Annotated in this window: 19 protein-coding genes and 1 pseudogene; 13 read left to right on the top strand and 7 right to left on the bottom strand. The window is 34.0% G+C overall.

Annotation, left to right across the window (positions count from 1 at the left end):
* Positions 1 to 235: 235 nt before the first annotated feature.
* Positions 236 to 640: a DUF3592 domain-containing protein gene (locus C1631_RS06895; protein ID WP_103249263.1), complete on the top strand. Its 405-nt coding sequence runs from the start codon at positions 236 to 238 to the stop codon at positions 638 to 640.
* Positions 641 to 739: 99 nt separating this feature from the next.
* On the opposite strand, the gene C1631_RS06890 is transcribed toward C1631_RS06895, so the two are convergent.
* Entirely contained in the window at positions 740 to 1285 is a 546-nt protein-coding gene (locus tag C1631_RS06890; RefSeq protein ID WP_109711312.1) for a hypothetical protein, read from the bottom strand.
* A gap of 245 nt (positions 1286 to 1530) precedes the next feature.
* Positions 1531 to 2544, bottom strand: a complete 1014-nt coding sequence (glsA, locus tag C1631_RS06885) for a glutaminase A (RefSeq protein WP_109711310.1) — start codon at positions 2542 to 2544, stop codon at positions 1531 to 1533.
* 271 nt (positions 2545 to 2815) lie between these two features.
* Between glsA and C1631_RS06880 the strand changes: the two genes are divergently transcribed.
* The 3 genes from C1631_RS06880 (at position 2816) to C1631_RS06870 (ending at position 5563) form a co-directional block, all read left to right on the top strand.
* A complete protein-coding gene (locus tag C1631_RS06880; RefSeq protein ID WP_109711308.1) occupies positions 2816 to 3604 on the top strand; it encodes a T9SS type A sorting domain-containing protein in 789 nt (262 codons plus the stop codon).
* A 245-nt stretch (positions 3605 to 3849) separates the two neighbouring features.
* The gene (locus C1631_RS06875; protein WP_109711306.1) at positions 3850 to 4431 is read left to right on the top strand and encodes a YdeI/OmpD-associated family protein; all 582 of its coding nucleotides are present in this window, start codon (positions 3850 to 3852) and stop codon (positions 4429 to 4431) included.
* Positions 4432 to 4864: 433 nt separating this feature from the next.
* On the top strand, positions 4865 to 5563 hold the full coding sequence (locus C1631_RS06870) for a DUF1826 domain-containing protein (protein ID WP_103249035.1): 699 nt from the start codon (positions 4865 to 4867) through the stop codon (positions 5561 to 5563).
* Positions 5564 to 5677: 114 nt separating this feature from the next.
* Here C1631_RS06870 and C1631_RS06865 read toward each other — a convergent pair whose 3' ends face one another.
* The gene (locus tag C1631_RS06865; protein ID WP_109711304.1) at positions 5678 to 6775 is read right to left on the bottom strand and encodes a hypothetical protein; all 1098 of its coding nucleotides are present in this window, start codon (positions 6773 to 6775) and stop codon (positions 5678 to 5680) included.
* Positions 6776 to 8044: 1269 nt separating this feature from the next.
* On the opposite strand from C1631_RS06865, the gene C1631_RS06855 reads away from it, so the two are divergent.
* The 3 genes from C1631_RS06855 (at position 8045) to C1631_RS06845 (ending at position 10792) form a co-directional block, all read left to right on the top strand.
* Positions 8045 to 9049, top strand: a complete 1005-nt coding sequence (locus C1631_RS06855) for a hypothetical protein (RefSeq protein WP_123966616.1) — start codon at positions 8045 to 8047, stop codon at positions 9047 to 9049.
* A 351-nt stretch (positions 9050 to 9400) separates the two neighbouring features.
* Positions 9401 to 10006, top strand: a complete 606-nt coding sequence (locus C1631_RS06850) for a hypothetical protein (RefSeq protein ID WP_109711298.1) — start codon at positions 9401 to 9403, stop codon at positions 10004 to 10006.
* A gap of 126 nt (positions 10007 to 10132) precedes the next feature.
* Positions 10133 to 10792 (top strand): hypothetical protein, encoded by a 660-nt coding sequence (locus C1631_RS06845; protein WP_123966614.1) that lies wholly within the window; start codon positions 10133 to 10135, stop codon positions 10790 to 10792.
* Positions 10793 to 10820: 28 nt separating this feature from the next.
* Here the strand turns inward: C1631_RS06845 and C1631_RS24335 are convergent.
* Positions 10821 to 11070: pseudogene (locus C1631_RS24335) on the bottom strand (CRISPR-associated endonuclease Cas1); the annotation flags it as partial.
* A 39-nt stretch (positions 11071 to 11109) separates the two neighbouring features.
* Positions 11110 to 12495, bottom strand: a complete 1386-nt coding sequence (gene mnmE, locus C1631_RS06835) for a tRNA uridine-5-carboxymethylaminomethyl(34) synthesis GTPase MnmE (RefSeq protein WP_109711296.1) — start codon at positions 12493 to 12495, stop codon at positions 11110 to 11112.
* Positions 12496 to 13131: 636 nt separating this feature from the next.
* Between mnmE and C1631_RS06830 the strand changes: the two genes are divergently transcribed.
* Both C1631_RS06830 and C1631_RS06825 read left to right on the top strand, forming a co-directional pair.
* The gene (locus C1631_RS06830) at positions 13132 to 13971 is read left to right on the top strand and encodes a phage tail-like protein (RefSeq protein ID WP_103248407.1); all 840 of its coding nucleotides are present in this window, start codon (positions 13132 to 13134) and stop codon (positions 13969 to 13971) included.
* An 18-nt stretch (positions 13972 to 13989) separates the two neighbouring features.
* Positions 13990 to 14505, top strand: a complete 516-nt coding sequence (locus C1631_RS06825) for a phage tail-like protein (RefSeq protein WP_103248408.1) — start codon at positions 13990 to 13992, stop codon at positions 14503 to 14505.
* Positions 14506 to 15452: 947 nt separating this feature from the next.
* Here C1631_RS06825 and C1631_RS06820 read toward each other — a convergent pair.
* On the bottom strand, positions 15453 to 16880 hold the full coding sequence (locus tag C1631_RS06820; RefSeq protein ID WP_109711294.1) for a LuxR C-terminal-related transcriptional regulator: 1428 nt from the start codon (positions 16878 to 16880) through the stop codon (positions 15453 to 15455).
* 412 nt (positions 16881 to 17292) lie between these two features.
* On the bottom strand, positions 17293 to 17763 hold the full coding sequence (locus tag C1631_RS06815; protein ID WP_109711292.1) for an Lrp/AsnC family transcriptional regulator: 471 nt from the start codon (positions 17761 to 17763) through the stop codon (positions 17293 to 17295).
* Positions 17764 to 17906: 143 nt separating this feature from the next.
* On the opposite strand from C1631_RS06815, the gene C1631_RS06810 reads away from it, so the two are divergent.
* The 4 genes from C1631_RS06810 (at position 17907) to C1631_RS06795 (ending at position 22477) form a co-directional block, all read left to right on the top strand.
* A complete protein-coding gene (locus C1631_RS06810) occupies positions 17907 to 19298 on the top strand; it encodes an MFS transporter (RefSeq protein ID WP_109711290.1) in 1392 nt (463 codons plus the stop codon).
* 96 nt (positions 19299 to 19394) lie between these two features.
* Positions 19395 to 20141, top strand: coding sequence for a metallophosphoesterase (locus tag C1631_RS06805; protein WP_109711288.1), 747 nt, complete (start codon positions 19395 to 19397; stop codon positions 20139 to 20141).
* Between the two features lie 61 nt (positions 20142 to 20202).
* Complete coding sequence (locus C1631_RS06800) at positions 20203 to 21117, top strand: helix-turn-helix domain-containing protein (protein ID WP_109711286.1); 915 nt, start codon at positions 20203 to 20205, stop codon at positions 21115 to 21117.
* A 214-nt stretch (positions 21118 to 21331) separates the two neighbouring features.
* A complete protein-coding gene (locus C1631_RS06795) occupies positions 21332 to 22477 on the top strand; it encodes an efflux RND transporter periplasmic adaptor subunit (RefSeq protein WP_109711284.1) in 1146 nt (381 codons plus the stop codon).
* The last annotated feature ends 5 nt before the right edge of the window (positions 22478 to 22482 follow it).

The following is a 22482-nucleotide window of genomic DNA, read 5'->3' as shown; positions in this document are numbered from 1 at the left end:
TTATGATTAATTAAATAAATTTACATTTATATTAGATAATAACAGTTTTTAAGGTGTTGATATTACATATGTTGTGTTAAAAAAGAATACATTACAGAATAAATGTCTTTTTCATTAAGTTTGTGATCAATTGAAATATACCTTACTAGCAGTCATATCTGTTGAGGATGATTAATGTGGATTTATTTAGAATTAAAAAATAAAGTAAGAAATAACAATCGTAAAAAAAGAGATTATGTGGCAATATTATCTCATGCTTGGTGCAGGGTTAGGATTACTGATTCTGGCAGCGATTAGCTTTAAAAGTACAATCACTTTTTTAAAAAATGGTGAAAAAGTAACGGGAACAGTAACATCTTTACGTGAAATAGATTCAGATGGTGTGGTCTATGTGCCGGTCTTTACCTACCGTACTAAAGATAATACTGAATACACTTATGAACTGGCGGAAGGAACTAATCCTTCGAGCTGGTCTGAAGGAGATACAGAAACAATAATCTATGACCCGAAAGATCCTTCTAAAGTAGAACTGTATACTTATTTCAGAATTTTTGCATGGCCTTTGATTTTGTTATCTGCAGCCCTTCCTCTGCTGGTGATAGGAGGAGGATACTTCATCGCAGAACAGTATTTAAAATAGAATCTTTTGGCCGGAATTTATGTGCACGTTACATGCAGGCAACAATTGGTAAAATAATAAAAATAAAGGAGTACGGTTTCATGTACTCCTTTATTTTTATTATTTTACTTTTTCCAAAAGATATAGCTTAGCTCCGGAAAATGCCAGTTTAGGCATTAAATTTCCTTCGAGAATCATTGTCTTGCTATTGGCATCAATGACTGATATATAGCTGTTGGAATTGTATTCAATATAATTTTCCTTCTCTTTAGTTAAGGGATTTTTACCGAATTCTAAAGAATATTTTACCCAATCTTCCTTTTCAGAGCTACAATGCACAGGTTTGAATTTGGATTTTTTAGCTTTGAAAATAATCTGATCAAAACCTTCTGTACAATCTGATGTGAATGAACCATCCGGATTCTGATCTTTAGAAAAATCTTCAAAAGAACCACGATAGACTCCTACGATTTTCCATGTGCCATCTAAACGATCTTCATCTATTTTTCCTTTTGCTTTGCTTACGGCCCAGCTGATTCCATTAACAGTTCCTTTTACTGCTTTGTAGCTTATATTCACAGCTCCTTTTACCACTTTTGCAGCGGTAGATACCACACAAGAGTTTAATATAAGAACAGCTGAAGCCAGAAATATCATTTTTTTCATATCATCAAGTTTTAGTAATACGCTGCGAAGATAGTATTTTTTGAAAAACTATAGGATCCAATATCTTTCAATTGATTGTTGGATTTGAATGTATGTTTTTGATTATCAGTATTTAATGATCTTGGATGTTTGATTAGTTTTTTAGCTTATTCTTTAGCATTTCTGATGATTTTCTCTTCAGTATGATCTGCAGCCATTGATGTTCCAAAACATTTGTTTCGTATTCAAAAGAACGGTAAAATATTTTAAAAAATACTTAACCCATATTGCTTCACCAAATCTAAAATCATGTGATAACCGGCAAATGAATTTCCATGCTGATCCAATGACGGGCTAAAAACTCCAATACCCATTTTTCCGGGAACACTTACGGTAATTCCACCACCTACGCCGGATTTACTTGGTAATCCTACCGTTCTGGAATACTCCCCACTGAATTCGTACATCCCGGCAGTAAGCATTTGTGATTCTATTAATTTTGCAGTTTCTGCATTTTTATATGTAATATCTCCATCAAAGCGGGTACACTGATTGGCAAAGAAATAACCGATTTTTGCTAAATCCTCAGCAGTTACTTCAATGGAACATTGTCTGAAATAATTATCCAGCTGATCTTCATTTCCGGAAATCAAACCGCTGTTTTTCATAATATAAAACATTCCGCGGTTACGGTGGCCGGTAGCTTTTTCAGACTCGTAAACAGACTTGCTGTAATCTATACTTTGGTTTTTAGTAATATACCTCACCATCTCTAGCACTTTCACAAACGGTTTTTCCCCGTCTCCGGAAATTAATGACGTGGTAAGGATAGCTCCCGCATTCATCATCGGATTAAGAGGTTTACCCATGGTTTCAAGATTACCAAAGTGATTAAAGGGTTTGTCGGTTCCGTAGTAACCCATTTTATCGAAAACATTGGCTTCCCCTTTTTCATTGACCGCAATCATTAATGCAATAATCTTTGAAATACTCTGCATCGTAAATTTCTTGCTGACATCACCTGTATTATATACTTTACCGCTTTTATCCACTACTGAAAAGGCAATTGCTTTAGCATCCATTTTCCCCAGTTCAGGAATATAATCAGCAACTTTACCTTGTGTATAATATGCTCTGTTTTTTTCTAGAATACTGTTTAAGGCCTTTTCCGAGATTGGTGTTACCTCCGCAGTTTTCTGAGCATAAGTGATTGTGTTCAAGGAAAGAAAACTTGCAAGAACAATTCCCTTTGCAGAAAATAAAAAGCTGTTTTTTTTCATAAAAAATATTTTCGAATAAAATGTTAATATAAGTCTCGAGAAAGCAAAGATAAAATATTTCGTCTTCTGCGAACAAATTCTATAAAAATTGAAAATGATATGATCGTGTAATATAATAAAGAATGATGGAGTTTGTTTTTTTTATTATTTATGGGATGTAATGTAAATATATTACTATAATATTTGTTTTTGCGGGTAAAAAATATACTTTTGAGCGATTGAATACAAAAAATATATTTGATACAGTTATATTTATTATTAAGAAATTATTATGAGGAAAGTTTTATTTTTTATGTCATTATTGGTGGTCACAAGTTTTACCGCTCAGACGACTATTTTTTCGGAAAATTTTAATTCTGTGCCTGAAGGTCAGGTGCCTGCGGGTTGGATGACGACCCGTAACCCAAATTCAGAATTTAATCCATGGGCTACCAACAGTGTGAATAATAATTCCCTGCAACGGTCATGTTCTGTTGTGTTAAACTGGTATTATGATTATGCCAACTTAGGAACCCCTCAGATTGATCTGGCAGCAGGGTATTATTATTCATTGAGTTTTTTACTCAGGCACGATAACGGTACTAATGGCAGCCCTATTTTTTCTATTTATGTTTTACCTGCTACCGCTACATTTACTGGTACAGAAACACCTGTTTTTCAGGAACAGCTTTATCCTGTTAATGACGTCACAAAAACTATTGATCTTTCGCCATTTGCCGGACAAAATGTTAAGATCTATTTTAGAGTTAAGGCTCTGGTATCTATCTTTTCTTTTACATCGATTGATGATTTTAAAATTACGCAACAAACATCATTGGGGACTTCAGAGTCAACAATTAAAGCTGATGCAGGGATTTATCCTAATCCGTCATCAGATTTTATCAATCTGAAAACAGATTCTACAGTTACGAAAGCAGAAGTTTTTGATCAGGCAGGAAGAAAAATGAATGTGCAATTAACCCATGATAAAGTGGATGTGAGATCACTTCCTGCAGGAGCATATATCATCGCTGTTGAAACCAAAAATAAGAAGTATTCTCAAAAATTTATTAAGAAATAATTATTTTTTGAATTTTAAAAAGCGTTTCCAGGAAGCGCTTTTTTAATGCCAATCTGGATGATAATCTAAAGTGCCTCATGATGTTTGATATTTGTTGAAATATTTGTAAGATTCCGTGAGAATGTATGGCACACAAAAACAAAGAATTTGATTATAGAGATATGGAATAAATAAATTACTGACAAACAGTTGTCATCAATCATTTTTACATTTACATATTAATTGATTTTAAAAAAATAATTCAGATGAAAACAACAGAAAGACAGAAAGTATATATTAATACTGCTATCGAATGGAGAGGATGGCTAGAGGAAAACCATCAAACAGTACAATCTGTGTGGGTGATCTGCAATACCAAAAAATCAAATATGCCTGTGGTGTACTGGAGTGATCTTGTTGATGAAGCACTTTGTTTCGGCTGGATAGACAGTACAAGAAAAACGATTGATGAAACATCTTTTATGCAGTTATTTAGCAAACGTAAAACGAATAGTACGTGGTCAAAAATCAATAAAGAAAAAGTTCAGAGACTGATAGATGGTAAACTTATGAAGCCCGCAGGCTATGAAAGTATCAAAACAGCAAAGAAAAACGGATCGTGGGAAATATTGGATAGTGTTGAAGAGTTAATTATTCCTCAGGATCTGGAAAACGCATTTGAAAACCATAAAGGATCAAAGGAGTATTTTTTAAATTTAAGCAAATCATTAAGAAAAATGCTACTCCAATGGATCGTCCTTGCCAAACGACCGGAAACGCGTGCAAAACGTATTGATGAAATTGTAAAAGAAGCATTGCAAAAAAATAGACCGAAACAATTCCGATAGACCACTAAGGTGTAATGGCTTTAATAAAGGAATATTAAGCTCTTTAAATGTGTTGATTTACAGTGTTTTGTGATTTTACAAGCAAGAAGAATTATAAATTTTCCAGAATTTTACCATCATGAAAAATATATGATTAGAACAGTGCATTCCTGAGTATCATTTGATCGGATTTTTATTATAGCAGTATTAGCAACAGCTTCTTTTTAAGGCTGAAGACACAAAATATAACGACAAAACTAAATGCTTGCTCATTTTCGATCTCATACTTTTGGGTCAGAATATAAGTTTTTAAAATACGATTCTGCTTGCTACATGTAATGGAGAAATTGAAGATATGTTGTCATGTTTAAGACATACGTGATAGTCATTTGACTTTCTGAGGTATTTCTTATTTTTGTGAAGAATAAAGCAATAAAATTGATTCTTCCAAAATATGAACAATACATTTTCTGATAGTGATCAAATTGAAAAAGTTTCTACTTTTTCTGAACTTACAGACACTAATTTCCATGGAAACATGAATGCCATCTGTTGGTATAGGAGTTTAGCCGGGGATTTTAAAGAAATTGTGTCTAAACTTCAATTAAAAGATAATATTACAGAAGTTTCTGTTGAAGATCTTTTAGCGTTGGAGCTTTCAGAAAAAGGAAGTATCGCAAGAAAGGTTATCTTAAATGATGTACAGCTTTTATCAGATTTCGGCGCATTACCCTCTCTTAATTTACTTAAAAAGTACGATCGCGATGAGGAACTCGGTTTCATTTCCACTGATGTATATTCATATCATGTCGATCGCTCTCCCATTGGAACGAATACCTTTCTATGTACTTATTACGGGGCAGCAAGTGATATTCTTGCCAATGATCAGGCTGAACAAAAAATTTTAATTCCGGAAATCCGTGAAAAGCTTAAAAAATTACATGATGGCCCTGATGAAGAATTTGAAGACTTTTTAAAAGAGTATTTTTTTGATCTGCATTATGAGCCCAAACCCAATGCCCAACCTATCAATTTGGGAGTAGGACATCTTTGGCGTCTGGCGGTAGATCATCCGGCACAACATGTTTTACCTTGTATCCATAGGGCTCCTGTGGAAAATGACGGAGAATATAGGCTTCTTTTGATTTGCTAAGGTATCCTATAAAACCCATATAAGTCCCTATATATAGAGACTTATATGATTTTATTTTTTTGACCTGATTGCAAAATGAGCTACACGGGATATACAAAAACTCTTTTTATATCTTTATCTTTTTACTGCCCAAATGGCTGCATTGGAGGTGTTGTAAATCACAAGATTACCATCGTTCTGTATAACAAGTCTGTCAGAATTTTTATTATAAGTGTCGGTACTAAAAACAGGTCTGTTTGCTCTGTCATATACTACCAGGTTTCCATCGGCCTGAAACAGGGCTCTCGTTCCTCTTCCTTCTGTGTTAGTGGCCCATACCGCAGAATTTTTGTCATTATACAATACCAGGTTTCCATCATTTTGAAAAACCAGATAATGTTGTCCATTTTCAGAATAAAACTTTTGCTCTTTGCTGAAGCTTTTATCTTTATAAATTGTTCCGGTGTAATGAGTTCCGGATTTACTTCCTTCACTATTTTTTGATGCCCAGACTACATTATTTGAGTTTCCATAGATCACAAGATTTCCATCATTCTGTATTACGAGTCTATCCACACCTTTATTATAGGTATCTGCGCTAAAAATAGGTCTGTTTGCTCTATCGTAAACAACCAGATTTCCATCAGGCTGAAACAGAGCTCTGCTTCCTCTTCCGTCAGTGTTAGAAGCCCAGATTGGAGAATTTCGATAGTTATAAAATACTAAATTTCCATCATTTTGAAAAACCAGATAATACTGACCATTTTCAGAATACATCTTTTTGTCTTTGCCAAAGCTTTTATCTTTATAAATGATTCCTGTATTATTATTAACAGACTGGCTTCCGGAACTACTTTTTGATGCCCAAAGTGCATTATTCCGACTTCCGTAAATTACAAGATTTCCATCATCCTGGACAATAAGTTTTTCTGCACTTTTATCATATGTATCTGCGCTGAAAACAGCTTTGTTGGCTCTGTCATAAACTACAAGGTTTCCATCGGGTTGAAAAATGGCCTTATTTCCTCTTCCTTCGGTATTAGATGCCCAAAGGGGGGCCTTTCTTTCATTGTACAACACTAAATTTCCGTCATTTTGAAAAATTAAGTAATAATCCCCGTTTTCGGAGTAGTATCGTTTTTCAAAGGATAGAGTTTGTCCTTTATTTATTTTTTGAGCAAAAAGGGAACTTCCTACAACTGTACTCAGTACAATAATTAAAATTTTTTTCATATGTAATTTATATTTTAACTGTTAATTTTACTTCTGCTAATTCCCGATACAAAAACTATGCTACTTCCTGTTTATGGATAGGTATAGCGTGTTAATATCCATTTTGGAAATTATAACCATTCTTCATGTAAATTTTAGCAACACTTCAGTATATCTTTGTACACAGAAATAAAATTCATTGATTTATAGATGGTTGTAATCCTTGAATGACCGTGGAACCATTTTACCAACGGATAATTGCTGTTTTCAAGGGTGATTTTTCCGGATATTTGAGGGTTCGGTTTCGGAGTAACTGTCACTGAGGGTAGTTTTATGATAAGACCCATATGCCCGCCCGCCTCAATTATTGTTGTTATTTTCCGATACAAAACTTAGAGTTCAAAACAACCTGTTGTTTATCGGTGTGTTAAAAATACCGGGAGACAACTGGGTTACAGAATGATTTTAACTGTAATAATCTGTACAATAGGTAGTTATATTGTTATGCTAAACCGAATAAAATTCAAAATGGTTATTGATTTTCGAGCATAATTTAATATTGTTTTTTTTCATCCTTGGTAATTAAATAAGGCATTTAATTTTGTATGATGAAATGTTTGACAGAACCTAAATAACATTGTTAATTAGGTATTTATTAACAACAAGTGTAAGTAGGGTTTGATATTTTCCAACTAAAAATAACTGTCACACAGTTATAAATATTCTTCAAACAAGCAATTCTAACCAAACTTTCGTTTATGGTTTTGCATAAGGCAAAAAATGGCTTATTTTATATATTTATGGCAGGAAATCGTAGAACTACGACAATTTTTAAATTTGTAAATAGTTCATTTGTGTGTGAATTTTAAATAGTATATATTGTAACATTCAATCAAAAAAACTTATGAAAAATCCAATCTATCTAAGATGCTGCCGATAAGCTGAGAGGAAGAATTCAATTCCCAAAATGAATTCTATATGCCCCATATCAAGGCAGTCACAAAAGTAAATCCTAAGTGCAAACCCTCTAATTTACTGACTGTTATTTGAAAAGAATGGTTTTGTTCCTGTTTGGAAATAATTCTAATCCCGAACTGGCAATTAGGTTATGTTCAAAGAATAAAGGAATCTTACCAAGGAAAAAGAAATATCAACAAAAAAATTCAAGAGGTAGTTGCAAATCCATAGAGGAAATGATGACTCTTGGGATGAAAAAAGCAGTAAGGCGAATCTGATAAATACTGAATTTAGTCCACACCTTTAATATGTCAAACCCCTAATTTCTGTAAGATGAAGAATTTATTATTACTATTTCTATTTGTGACTATGTCATGTCAAAATACAAATGATAAAATGAATAAAGCGCCAATCACCGACTCAAATCCTACTACAATTACAGCGGGTAATGCGCTTTCTGTCCAACAAAAGCAGATCAAGCATTATAAAAAAGAACCCTTATATTATATCTATATAGACCATGAACAATGCTTTTTCGATATTTTGGTCAATGATATACCCGCATTCCAGTATTTTAAGGATGGTGGGATCATGTCTCAGGTTACATTAAATAACTATATTGCTAAGTCCGGAAAACAGAAAATTACATACCGGCTATATCCGCAGACAAAGCGCGAATATGGCGAGGGATTTAAGGAGCTGACACCTTATACGCGATTTAAATTGACGCTCTATTCGAGAGATAATGCGGATAGCTTGACTAGTTTTGATAAGCGAGTACAAGTTTTCGAACATACGAATTTAAAAAAAGAGGATGGAAAAACATTCATTGGGGCTGGATTACCCTATTATGAATATACTGTTGAGTTTAACGCCACAGTACCTTATGAACAATCCCCAACTCTCGAAACAGCTGTAGATCTAAAAAGTATGGACAAGGAGCTGTTGGAAAAGAAAACAGTTGAAGCATATAATTTTTTTAGAAAGATAATCTCCGAAAAAAACAAAGACCAATACTTTTCATTGGTATTTAATAGTGACTGCCGGCAAATTAAATCAGAATATTATACCGATGAGTACCTAAAAGAAACTGGAAATGAAGATTTATTTTACTTTGAGACACCATCTTTTAAATTGGAGCCTTTGGAGAACTATACTATGAAAATATATGGCGATGGAAAGCTGGTAGGTCTGGAACATGCCTCGAAGGATATCAGATTGCAGGGGAAATCTTCCATTTGGGGGAAATACAATGCCAAAGAAGGTGGGGTTCGTGTGAGATTTCTGAAAATATTGCTTTATATTCCCAAAGGAAAAGATACGTTTGAGATCTGGTAGAGAACTTTTTTTGCAAATCGATCAAGATAGCATGGCTAAAAAATAGGCATTGTGCATTTTAATCAATCAGTTTCCGCACTGATCAATGTATAAAAGGTGGAAGAATTCCAAGATCATACGCATAAGACAGAAAAAGTTGAGAGTTTGCAAAAGGTAAAATTAAGAGAGCATATATGTAGATGCCATCAGTTCACTGGAAACACCTTTGCTTACTTCACGGCTTCAGGGAGGTGCTTTCGGATACTATGGTGAATATCTGGAATACCGAAAACATAAGTATGCGGGTTTAGCTAGCTAGATTTTTTGAAATACCTGGATAATCCAATCTACAATAATCTTAAATTATTGAGTATGAGTAAATCATTCATTATAGTACAAATTCTCTCTTTATTTTTCCTTATCGGAATAACTTCCTGTAGCACAGATAAAAATGATCTGATTACTTTGACTTTTGGTCAATCCATTGCTGAGTTAATTAACTCACAAAAATTGGAAGAATTTCAAGATCCGATTTATGGAATTTACACCTATAAAACAGATCAATTGGATGGGTTTAAAATTGGCGATATCAAGCTTTCTACCTACAAATATCCAAATAGTCCTGTAGCAGATTTTAATAGAATACAAGTGTATGTGGATGATAGAATAGCTAAGCAATATTTAGGCTTCCGATATAATACAGTAAAACAAGACGAAATACAGCAATTACTTGAATATTTTAAAATGAAATACCCAACGTACGAAACAAGAAAGGATTCAAATGGAGTAGCTTATTTTTGGGAAATATCGTCTCTGGATGCTTGGCTGTTTTATTACCCGAGTACCTCTGTTGACAGAAACGGTAAGGACTTCTTAAACTCCAATTTCCTCTATGTGAAGAAAACAACCAGAATGGAGAATAATACTAATTACAATACGATTTTAGATCATTTCAATATGATGTGCCCTAAAAAATAAGGTGAATAAATGACGGAAGTCTCAAGAAAGGTTTCAATAACAGAACCAAGAGCAATCACAGCAAAATTAAAAGTCCAAGCGAAGAAAATAAATTTCAAAAAGAATAATGAATTTAAATCTATAACGATGGAACATCTAAAATCTACCCTGACAATTTGTTTTGCAATGATTTTTCTTATCTCCTGTACCGAAAAATCAAAAACAAAGGTCAACCGTCCGACATTAAAAAAAGAAATAATGGAACGTACAGGTTATACAGAAGAGACTTACTCAAAAGTATATAAGTATTATTGGGTGACAGAAGACACCTCGGATTTAAAGTTTGACGTATATGAACGCAAGGCGGACAGTACGGTAATGTTTTCATCGGAGCATCATAAACAGATAGATTTTGCAGTTTTGCTTGACAGTGTAAACGGTGCTTTCACAAAAATTAATTCAGATTTTGACCTTTCTAAACTTGAAAGTTTGATCTTTAAGCAACCTTTGTATTATCCCGATTTAAACCGCGAGCTGTCCCAAGCATACGAAGCGAGATACGGAAAAGTTGCGGTAGATTATCCCACCCTGCAACAGTTTTTACTATCAGCCCCAATTACTCTGAAGATCAATACCTTTCTCAAACCCCTGAATAAAAAAGTAAAAAGTTATAGCATTGAAAAATTTCATCTATTGAGTTTAGAACAAATCAAAAAATTTTATCCCGACATGCAGTTTGAAAACGACCCAGACTTTACGTTGTTTGGTTCAGGGATATACGTAGAGCTGGAAAATAAAGTTGAGTAAAGTTTGGTAGTTGAAAGAAATAAAGATACTAAAGTTCCATGAGATCGCCTGCCAAACAATATGGATTGTATTTATTTTTATGGAAAATCCCAAGAACAGGCAGTAAACCCGTTTCATTGATAGTTCAGGCTACAACACTTCTGAATACCCATAGTCAAAATTAAAAAACTGATTAGGGAAATCTCCAAACGCTGTCTTAAAAAGTCCAGACTAATCAGATGTTTCCAGTAATGCTGAACTGCAATGCCCTCCATATTAGTAATGTCATAGGACTTTACAGCTATATACACAATGGACAAGAGACAATGGGCTAATTATTATTTTCCGATACAGAATTTCGAGAAAATATTCCCCAACACTTCATCATTCGTCACTTCACCTGAAATTTCTCCCAGATGTTCCAGGGCATTTCTTAATTCATAAGCCAATAGTTCTGTAGAAATACGGAGTGAAATGGCTTCTTTTACTTTATCTACGGCATCCAGAGATTTTTTTAAAGCTTCAAAATGACGTTGGTTGGTAATGACAACGTTATTTTCTTCAGATTTTAATTGCTCAACATACGATGATAATTCATTTTTGAGATCCTGAATGTTTTGGTTCTCTACGGCTGATATCTTGATGAAATCAAACTCATGAGTGATAGAATTTCTGAAAGTGTCTTCTACAGTTTCATATTTCGTTGGTGTAACTTCGTCAATTTTGGTTGCACAGATGATTAATTTTAAATCCTCTCTCAGCAAAGATTGGATCATTTCAATATCTTCTGAAAAATCTTCGGTGGCAGCATCAGCCAGATATACTAATATGTTGGCATTTTCTACCTTTTCTTTGGCTTTCTTTACTCCAATTGCCTCAATTTCATCTACAGTGTCACGCAAACCCGCTGTGTCAATCAGACGAAATGCATGGCCCTTAATATGAAGAACCTCCTCAATGGTATCTCTTGTAGTACCAGCAATATTACTTACAATAGCTCTTTCTTCTTTCAATAAGGCATTAAGCAGAGTAGATTTACCGGCATTAGGTTTTCCAATGATAGCAACGGCTGTTCCGTTTTTAATAGCATTCCCGTATTGAAAACTTTCGATAAGAGAATCTAATTTTAGTTCAATCTTATCAAGAAGCCCATTCAATGCGGTTCTGTCAGCAAATTCTACATCTTCTTCAGCAAAGTCCAGCTCCAATTCGATAAGAGAAACAAAGTTCAGAAGATCGGTTCTTAATAATGAAATTTCATTGGTGATCCCACCCTTAAGCTGATTGATTGCTACTTTTCTTGAAGCTTCGTTTTCAGAAGCAATGACATCCGCGATTGCTTCTGCCTGGGAAAGGTCAATTCTACCATTGATAAAGGCACGAAGAGTAAATTCTCCGGCCTTAGCCATTCTTGCTCCATTTTTGATTAAGGTTTCAAGAATACGTTTTCCAATATGCGGTGAGCCGTGAAAGGCTATTTCTATAGAGTTTTCTGTAGTGAAACTTTTAGGTGCCAGGAAAATGGAAAGCATTACTTCATCAATAGCTTCTTCACCATCCATAAAATATCCATAATGAATCGTATGGGATTTTTGTTTTTCCAGCTTTTTAGCCGGAAAACTTTTCTGAACTGTGGGTAACGCATCATTTCCTGAAACTCTGATAATGCCTAAAGCACCTATTCCATTGGCTGTAGCCAGTGCGCATATGGTATCGTTATTCATGGTGCAAATTTACAATTTAAATGCTAATCTTTATAAATAGGGATGATATACAAGATCTATTCTTATGTAAAGTGGTAAAAAAAGGTTTTTATCCTTTGACCAGGCTAGGCAGTATCCATAATATTTTTTTTGATCTAAAAATTTTACATGGCTAGTGAAAATATCATTGTTTTTAAATGCTATGTATAGTTTTCATCGTTTATTCAGATTTCTGACTTATAAATTGTTGTTCTTTAGTGTTTTGTATTTGTTTTGATTTTACCCCTGTAAAATAGTATTACTACAACTGCATCAATTTTAGCCTGGATTCGGGCCCTTGACTTATTATTAAAGTGAGTTTGGTATGTTAATTGCGTGTTAGGCCCGCAATGGCGTGTAAATTTCTTTTTTTTCGTTATTAAATTGTGAAAAAAGTGTTAATTAGGTGTAAATCGGTATGAATAGTTTAGTTTTTTTTAATATTAATAGAAAAATATTTTTTTTATTAATTGTTGTTTTTTACGGAGTAGTTAATGCTCAATGTATAGCATATACAGGACAGCCAATTTTGGTAGGTAATACCTATTGTCTTAATGGAAATCTGGCAGTAGTATCAGTATTCCGAATGGAGCGACTCTTGTTATTCAATCCGGTCAATTGCAGTCTGTTGATATTCAGGTGAATGGTGAATTGGATATCAGAGATGGAGCAAGTGTTAGATCTACAGGGTCAATTATTATCGGAACATTTGGAACTCAGGTTAATTCTAAAGTCAAACTTGGAAAAAAATCATATTTATCACTAACAGGGTCTGTTTCACAGGGTGATCCGACTTTTATGGGGACGTTTCCAGGGACAACTTCTGTCATTGAAATGGATGTCGGAAGTGTTGTAGAAATATGTGGAACATTTACTCAACAGTCAACGACTTACCCTTCAGTTAATTATATAGGGCCTGCTAATGGTAAAGCGTACTGTATTGCCAATGTGAGCGGAGGAGGTCCTGCTTCAGTCATAAGTAATGACAGTCAGATTGTGGCCATTGCAATGGGTTCTGTGAGTAGCCTTGGTGCTGGTGGGTCAAGTTTTTGCGGTCCTGATGCCACACATACTACATGTCCTTCTTTATGGCCTCAGGGATTATCAGATGATAAAACAAGTTGTGGTAATGCACCGGTCATTATTGATGATATGGATGGGTTTTGTACAAAACCGGCGACAGCAGGTACACCTGATAGTTTTGCCAAATTCGGGATTACGATACAACAAAAAAGCAATACGTGGCCTCAAAATATTCCCAATGGTTTCATTGCTATGGAAGCAAAAGATAAAGGATTTGTAATCACAAGAGTCCAGCATGTTAGCCAGACGCCACAATCGGGAGATGCTATCATTGATCCGAAAGAAGGAATGCTTCTTTATGATATTCAGGATAAATGTGTGAAACTTTTTAATGGTACGGAATGGAAGTGTGTTCAAAGAAGCTGTAATGATTAATCCGGGAAACAATAAGTTATGAGAAATATAAAAAATATAAGCGTTGCAGTTGCTCTGATAGCCTTTAATGTACTTTTTTCCCAAGTTGCGATAGGGAAACAAACTGTAGACGGTAACAGTACTGTGCTGGATTTTGATAATATACCCGGCAACACAAAAGGAGTGATTCTTCCTGCAACTTCAGGACTTCCGGGGAGAACACTTGTTAATGGTACATTTGTCTTTGATACTACAGACAATAAGGTAAAGGTATTTGAAAATAATGCATGGAAACCATTGTCTGATGCAGGTAGTTCAAGCATGATAGTTGCAAATAATTCTGCAGACCTGGGAAAAGGTGTGGTTATGGGAGCTTCATCCAGCACTGCTGATGGTGTTTTGGTCTTAGAATCTCAGGATAAAGCAATGATTCTTCCTAAAGTGGCAACTCCTCATATTAATGTGAAAAATCCTTATCCGGGAATGATATGTTATGATACAACCAGTAAGACTCTGGCTGTTTTTGATGGCTTAGTTTGGAATTACTGGAAATAGTCTCTAAGCTCATTCATTTTTCGGAATATTTGTTTTAGGGCAGTTATACAAAGCGTGTATAGCTGCTTTTTTATGGGGTGTTGTATCTATGTAGGGTTATGCAAATGATTGAAAATGGAATGAATAGAGGAAAAAAAGTGTATCAGGTCTGCTTGTAAATGACCTGATTTATTTATTCATTAAAACAAGAGATTACATAAGGGGCAAATGTAATCTCTCGTACTAAACAAATAATGTAGGTGTTTTTAATATCCTGAGCTTTTGTAACTGAAGTAAAGTGGTGTGTAGTTCTGTTATGTAAAAGTGTCAGAGATATTATTTCATCATAGGGTATTGTGTTAGTTAGGCCTCTTTTTTATTTGTGTTTTATTGATATTATTTGTTTGTTCTTTTGGAAAATAATCTCCCTCTTCTCTTTTCCCATCATTTGTGTTGTCATTTGTGTTCTTTCTTGTGTACTTTTTATTAAAATTATTTAAAGTGGTAGTTGAGAGAGAGAGATTATAAATTAGGTTTTGAAGATTGTTTGTTTTTAATTAGTTAAAATTTTATAGGTTTAAATTATTCACATGACAAACATATTCAATACTGGTAAAATATTCCAAGAAATGACATACGACATAGCTACACTAAACATACGATGTCATGTTTAATGTGTTGATATTTAATGTTTTGTAAAATAGTAATTTTGATTATTTGGCGAAAAAAAACTAAAAAAAATAAGAATTTATTTTAATTGTATAGATTTTATAAACGTCAAAACTTAGTCATTTTTTAATGAAAATAATATTTTAGATGTAAATTTTATATTTTTATCCTACAGGGAAAATAAATAGCCGGAATAAAAATATTTTTTTTATGATATTATGCAGAAACTTTTTGTATGCAATGGCAAAAAAATCCTACTCAAAGCAGGATTTATCTAAAGTAATATTTTGAACCAATAGTTATAAAGATGTGAAGAAACTATAAAGATCTGTTTCTGAAGGAATATTAAGTTTTTTGCGAAGTCTTCCTTTTTTTGTCTGTACCGACCGATGTTGAATAAAAGTATAATCTGCAATATCCTTTGATGAAAAACCTAGCCAGATCATTGCGCATAAGGAGAGTTCAGATTTTGTAAGTTGTGGATTGATTTTTAAAATACTTTGAATTAAATCAGGATTTATCTCTTCAAATCTTTTGATAAACTTGACATCATTACTTTTAGCAAGTTCCAGCAGTTCTGTGAAATTTTCTGCTGAATTATTCATTCTTCCTGAAGTTTTATTTGTGATCGCTTTATCTAAAGAATTGTTTTCTTTTTTATTTTTTTTGGCTCTAATATATATATAAATAGAAATACCAATAATTATAATAGCGGCTGAAGCAGAAATACCAATAATACCAAGATCATCATTACTTTTTTGCTCAATTATTTCCGTTAATGAAAGATCTATCGCTTCTGTGCCTGACTTCTCAAGATTTTTTTCCAATTGTTCGGCCCTGGCAGAATATTCAATATCTCCCTTCTTGTTATTGAGTTTCTGATAGGTAAGGGCAATTTGTTTATAAAGATCGGGGAGTTTATTTATTCTTTTGGTTTTTACTAAGATATCACTCCCTTTTTTATAATACTCAAGGGCTTTTTCGTAATCTTTCTTTTGAAAAAGAATATTAGCATAAAAATAATAAATGCTGCCTTGTCTCACTGTTCCATATTCTGAATTTTTAAGAAGACGTAAGGCTTTGGTTATATAGAAAGTGGCAGAATCTATATTTTTTGTTTGCTGGAGGTGATAATTACTAATTATAGAAGAATTGAAAGCTGAGGGATCTGCAGTAAATCCTCTATGAAAATAGATCAATGCAGAATCTTTATTCGTCTCACCAATAAAGTCAGCTCTTTGCATATACATGTTTCCCAGTAACCAGCCTTTTTTGTTCAGTTTCTTTTCATAATAAATTGCTTTGGCATTGTAACTTAAAGCGGTGTTCGATAATCCGGTTACATAACTGAGTTGCCCGTATTCATGATATAATTTTGCGTACAGAAAATTGTCATGAAGATGGTTGATAATAAGGCTGGCCGATTTTAGATAATTGTGACTGACCTTGTATTTTCCCATAGTAGCATACATATTGGCAAGGTTAATATATCCCCAGGCTACTCCCTTTTGATAACCATTTTTTTGTGACTGTTTAATGATCTCATTATTGAGGGTGATAAGTTCGGTATCTTTACCCTCTAATCTTAATTTTTCATTTTTGTGTAACAGAGCATTATTGATTTCATTAATATCAGACTTCTTGCTGCAACTACAAAAAGAAATTGCAATAAAAAAAAGTAAGAGTACTTTGTTTTTATTTAATAGAGTTTCATTTATGCAATTCATTAATTTTTTTGATTTTTGATCATCATGTAAATAATTTCAATCTGAGTTCTGTGCTGATATCATTAGTTTTCAGGAATTCTGAGAGTGCAGTTTTAAACTAGAAAAAACTGTATGTTGCAGAAATTTTTGATTTTTTATGTAAGGAAGTCTGCAATAAAGTATTGACAACTGGAAACAGTTGTCTGTACTAATAAATTTAAAGCTCATCATTTTTTCTTTTATTATTTAGTGAGATCTTTTACATAATCAGCCAACAGATCTTCACTACTAAAATAGGGAAAAAATACATAATATTCCAATAGTCTCCTGAAAAGTTTAAGGTGGGTTTTTGAAATAAATGCTATATTATAAATGTTATAAAGTAAAATTTAAACTAAATTTATTTTAATTGGCTATATTTTTCTTTTATTTCTTAAATAATTTGAGCGCTTTCTTTAATACTACTCATGACAAAAATGCTTTTTGTCTGACCAATTCCCTCAATTTCTGAAAGTTTGTTGATGAAAAACTCATGAAATTCATCCATATTGGGGGCAAGGATCTTTAGCATAAAATCAAAATCTCCGCTGATATTGTAGAATTCTACCACCTCTTTGAGTTTGCTGACTTCTTCAATGAATTTTCCAGCGGTCTTTTTGTTGTGGACATTCAAAGCGATCATACAGATGACCATCATTCCTTTGTTGACTTTTTTGCGATCTACTACAACAGTGTATTCTTTAATAACTCCCCATTTTTCCATACGTTTAATACGTTCGTGAGTAGGAGTGGGGCTTAAGTTGATTCTTGCCGAAATATCACGGACACTCATTTTGGCGTCTTTCTGAAGGAGTCTAAGGATAGAAAAGTCTTTTTCATCCAGGGTATAATGTTCTGCTGGCATCTGTTCTGTTTTTTGATGTTGTTGTTTATTGAAACAGTAGTTTTGTTCTTTTTAATATTTTAATATAGTAATTTTGTTCCAAATATAAGATTAAATTTTTATATACGTTCTGTTAATTCTAATTTTGCAGGAAATTTGAATATATGAGTACAAGGAAAAATGTAATTTTAATTTTAGCATCGGTAGGAACTTTTGTGGAAGCTTTGGATATTGCCATTATTAATTTAACCATTCCTTCTATTCAGGAACAGTTTAATATAGGAGCCGAGACCGTTCAATGGCTACAAACCCTTTACGTATTATTTTTTGGAGGTTTTCTTATTATTGGTGGAAAGCTTTCGGATCAGGTGGGAAGAAAGAAGATTTTTTTAGTGGGAGCCTTTATTTTTATGCTAACATCACTGGGAGCAGGACTTTCTCAAAGTTTCAATATGTTGGCTGTATTTCGTGCTTTACAAGGATTAGGAGCGGCATTCGTAATGCCGGCTGCTTTATCTATAGTTACCAATACATTTAGAGAAGAACAGGAAAGAAATAGAGCAATTGGAATTTTTAGTTCTTTTGCAGCGATAGGGTCTGGAAGTGGACTTTCTGTAGGAGGAATTATCAGTACCTATTTAAGCTGGCACTGGGTTTTTCTGATCAATGTTCCCGTTCTTTTGATCACACTGATTCTTTCCTACTATTATTTGCCCGCAGATGAGAAAAATGAAACTGCTCACAAAACAGATATTATTTCGGGAATACTTTTAGTATTGGGACTTTTAAGTCTTACCTATGGAACTCATGAATTGCTTCACGTGAAAGAGCAGCCGTTACTGGTGGTAGGATCGCTGGTTGCTGCGGTGCTGCTTTTAATTACTGTTTTCTATCGATTGAAATCTGTTGCAGAACCTTTATTTGATTTAAAACTGTTTAAGCATAGCTCTCTTGTAATTTCTAATGCAGCTTTCTTTGCTTTGGGGGCATTTTTTATAGGTTTTTTGTTTCTTATTTCATTAATGCTTCAGAAAGATATGGGATATAGCGCTGCATCTGCAGGTCTGATGCTTGTTCCTTTTAGTGTTGTATCTGCATTAACGGCTAAATTCATCCTGCCAAAGGTATCCAGGCGTTTCAGCTCTTCTCAAATGGGAATTTTGGGGTGGTTATTTATGTTGATGGGAGGGCTGTTGCTATTGGTATCGGTGTATACCGGACATCCATTAGTACTGGTGTTGTTAGGAGCAGCATGTATCTCCGGGATCGGAATGACGTTTTGTTTTACCGCTCTTTCAGTAATGGGAATTCAGGATGTTGAACCTTCAAATTACGGATTGGCATCAAGTTTGAGTTCTACAAGTTACTTCTTGGGAGCTGGGATTGGATTGTCTTTCATGACTTTAATGAGTCAGGTTTTTCCTTCAGAGTTTGCAGTAGGAAGCCTGAATCTGATAATCCTGATAGGTTATGCTCTTTTAGCACTGGGAATGTTATTTTATTTTATATTAAAAAGCTTAAAAGTGAAACAAACAGAAATGGCTGTTTCATCATAAGCGGCCTTAAAATTACACAAACTATATGACGAAAGAATCGATGCTTAGGTGTCGGTTCTTTTTTTTATTTTTGCCCCTTCTATACTAGTTTTTATCATGAAAATACAAATCATCAGTGATCTTCATCAGGAGTTTGGACAAACGGAATTATGTTTTGATCATTCGGATGTTGTTGTTCTTGCGGGGGATATCAACCTGGGAACAAAAGCTATGGAATGGATTAAGGCTAAAATCCCCAACAAACCGGTGATTTATGTATTGGGAAATCATGAATATTATAAAGGTTCTTACCCTAAAACACTCAATAAAATAAAAGAAGCAGCACTGGAATCAACTATTTTTGTGTTGGAAAACTCTTTTGTTGATATCGATGGGATTCGTTTTCATGGGGCTACATTATGGACTGACTTTTCAATTTTTGGAAATCCTGTGAAATACGGAATGATGTGCCAACCTAAAATGAATGATTATAAAATGATCAGGCGGGATCCTTCCTATTCAAAAATGAGAACAATAGATACCTTTAAAATACACCAGTTTTCAAAGCTATGGCTGCAGGAAAGTCTTGAAGAGTCAAAAGGACACCAGAATATTGTGGTTTCTCATCATGCGCCCAGCATTCAATCTGTTCCTGAAGAATATAAAGAAGATCCGCTTACATCCGCTTATGCATCCGATCTGGAAGACCTGATTAACTTATATCAGCCGTTATACTGGATTCATGGGCATATCCATACGCCTTGTCGCTATATGATAGGTGGAACGGAAGTAATTTGTAATCCTCATGGTTATATCGATGAAAAATATAATGGATATGAAAAAGAGCTTATTATTGAAGTGTAATAGTCAATAAAGCCTTTCCTCCTTTTTCACTACCTTCGTATCCTTATAATCTCCATGTTCGATGGCAAAAAAATCTTCCAAAGGCTCTGATTTTGTTTCACAGTTAACTTTTCAAGAAGTGTTGCAGCAGGTAGACTTTGATGTGAGAATCAAAGAATTTGTTGTATTGGAAATTGACATCACCAATTACATTATCAAACCGAATATTCCTTATCGTTCCGATTATTTCTGTATTTTTTTAGTACAAAGAGGAAGTGTGAGTTTCAGACTGGATGATAAAAGCTATGAAGTATCTAAGGGTGGGATTGTTTTTTGTCCGATCTCTGAAACTTTCTGGGTAGATAAAATTGCAGATGATTACAATGCTAAATATATGTTCTTTTCAGTAGATTTTATTTCCCAGGCAGGGTTTAATTATAAATCAAACAATGTACTGAAAAGTTTATCTGCAGATCCTACCCATATCATAAGAGAAGAACCCGATCTGTACAGACGGTTACATTTTCACCTTGATGAGTTGAGAGTATTGAATAATAAAGAGAAAGACAATTATTATTTCAATGAAATGATCTGGCATCACTTCTCGCTGGTGATTTATGAGATTGATAATTATTTCAAGAAAATTGAAAGACCTCATTTGGTTACCCACAGGGAAGATGAGCTCACGACAAGCTTTTTTAAACTTGTTCAGGAATACTTCAAAGACGAACATAATGTTCAGTTTTATGCTGATAAACTTTTTATCAGTCGTAAATATCTTACAAAAGTCATCAATAAAACCATGTTTAAGTCTCCCCGTGATATTATTCATCAGGTGCTGGCCATTGAAGCAAGATTGTTGTTAAGAAATGCCAGTTTGAATGTAAATGATGTTGCCATGCAGCTCAGATTTTCTGATCAGGCCTCTTTTAGCAAGTTTTTTAAAAAACACACCGGCAGATCTCCTTTGGAGTATAGAAAAGATGATCTGTATTGATTGTGAGTGATTTATGTTTCAGGTGTCTTTTTGATAAGTAAAGCGATATTTTTGATTTAAAATATGAAAATATATCATTTATATTATCTATAAGTGATATTTCTCATGTTTTTAAAAATAAGGAGTCTTTTTGACAAAACAAGGAGTTTTTTGAATATTTCTATTGAATTTTTTTCGTTCGAATTTTGTGCGGAAATTTAAAAGGAATATTGTTATGCAAAGATTTTTTATTCAGAAATCAACCATACTTTTCCTCTCGCTTATCGCTTTGGCGGGGTGTAGGAAAAATAATCAAAATCAGTCTTATCAACAGCAGGCGCCTGAACTTCCTGTAGCTACAGTGAAGCAGGGAGACGCTTCTGTTTCCAGAGAATATGCAGCGTCTGTTGAAGGCGTATCCAATGTAGAAATTAGACCTCAGGTAACAGGATATTTAAGCAAAATCTTCGTAGATGAAGGGGACTATGTAAGAGCTGGGCAACCCTTGTTTAAAATAGAAGACCAGGTATTTCGTGAGCAACTGAAAAGTGCCCAGGCAGCATTGATTACTGCCCAGGCTAATCTTTCTACCTCTAAAATTGATCTGGATAGAAAAAAGGAGCTATTTCGAAATAAAATGGTTTCAGAGATACAGGTGAAAGAAGCAGAAGCAGCTTATAATGCCGCAAGAGGAGCGGTAAGCCAATCAACATCTACCATAGAATCTGCAAAAATTAACCTTAACTTTTCTACAATTAAAGCTCCGGTAAGTGGTTTTATCGGAAGATTCAACTATCGTCTGGGAAGTTTGATGAGCCCCGGGAATCAGGAAGCGATTACCTTATTGTCGGATATTCATCAGGTGTATACCTATTTTAGTTTAAGTGAAAATGATTTTAATAATTTTCAAAAACAATATGTAGGAAGTAGCATTGATGAAGTTATCAAAAATACACCGGCTGTTTCTTTATTGCTTTCAGGAGGTGACACCTATACTGAAACCGGAAAAATTGATGCAGTAGAGGGGCAGTTTAATAAAACCACAGGTTCTATTACTTTAAGAGCAAAATTCAACAATCCTAATAATATTTTAAGAAGTGGGAATACAGGTAAGGTTATCTTGGAGCAGTTCTACAGCAATGTTGTTCTTCTTCCGATTGCTTCTACCAGAACCATTCAGGATAAGGTTTTTGTATTTACGATTAAAGATGGAAAGGCAACAATGTTACCTGTTGAAATAAATGGGAAAGCAGGGGATAATTTCATTGTATCCAATGGGCTCAAGGCAGGTGATGAATACATTGCCAGTGGTTTCGACAGATTACAACCGGGAACCCCTGTAGTGGCACAAAAGAAAAATGCTCAACAGAAAAAATCGTAAGAAAA

Origin of the sequence: Chryseobacterium phosphatilyticum, assembly GCF_002899825.2 — a bacterium.
Taxonomy (GTDB): domain Bacteria; phylum Bacteroidota; class Bacteroidia; order Flavobacteriales; family Weeksellaceae; genus Chryseobacterium; species Chryseobacterium phosphatilyticum.
The sequence above is the reverse complement of the archived record's forward strand: the minus strand, read 5'-3'. Positions and strand labels throughout refer to the sequence as shown.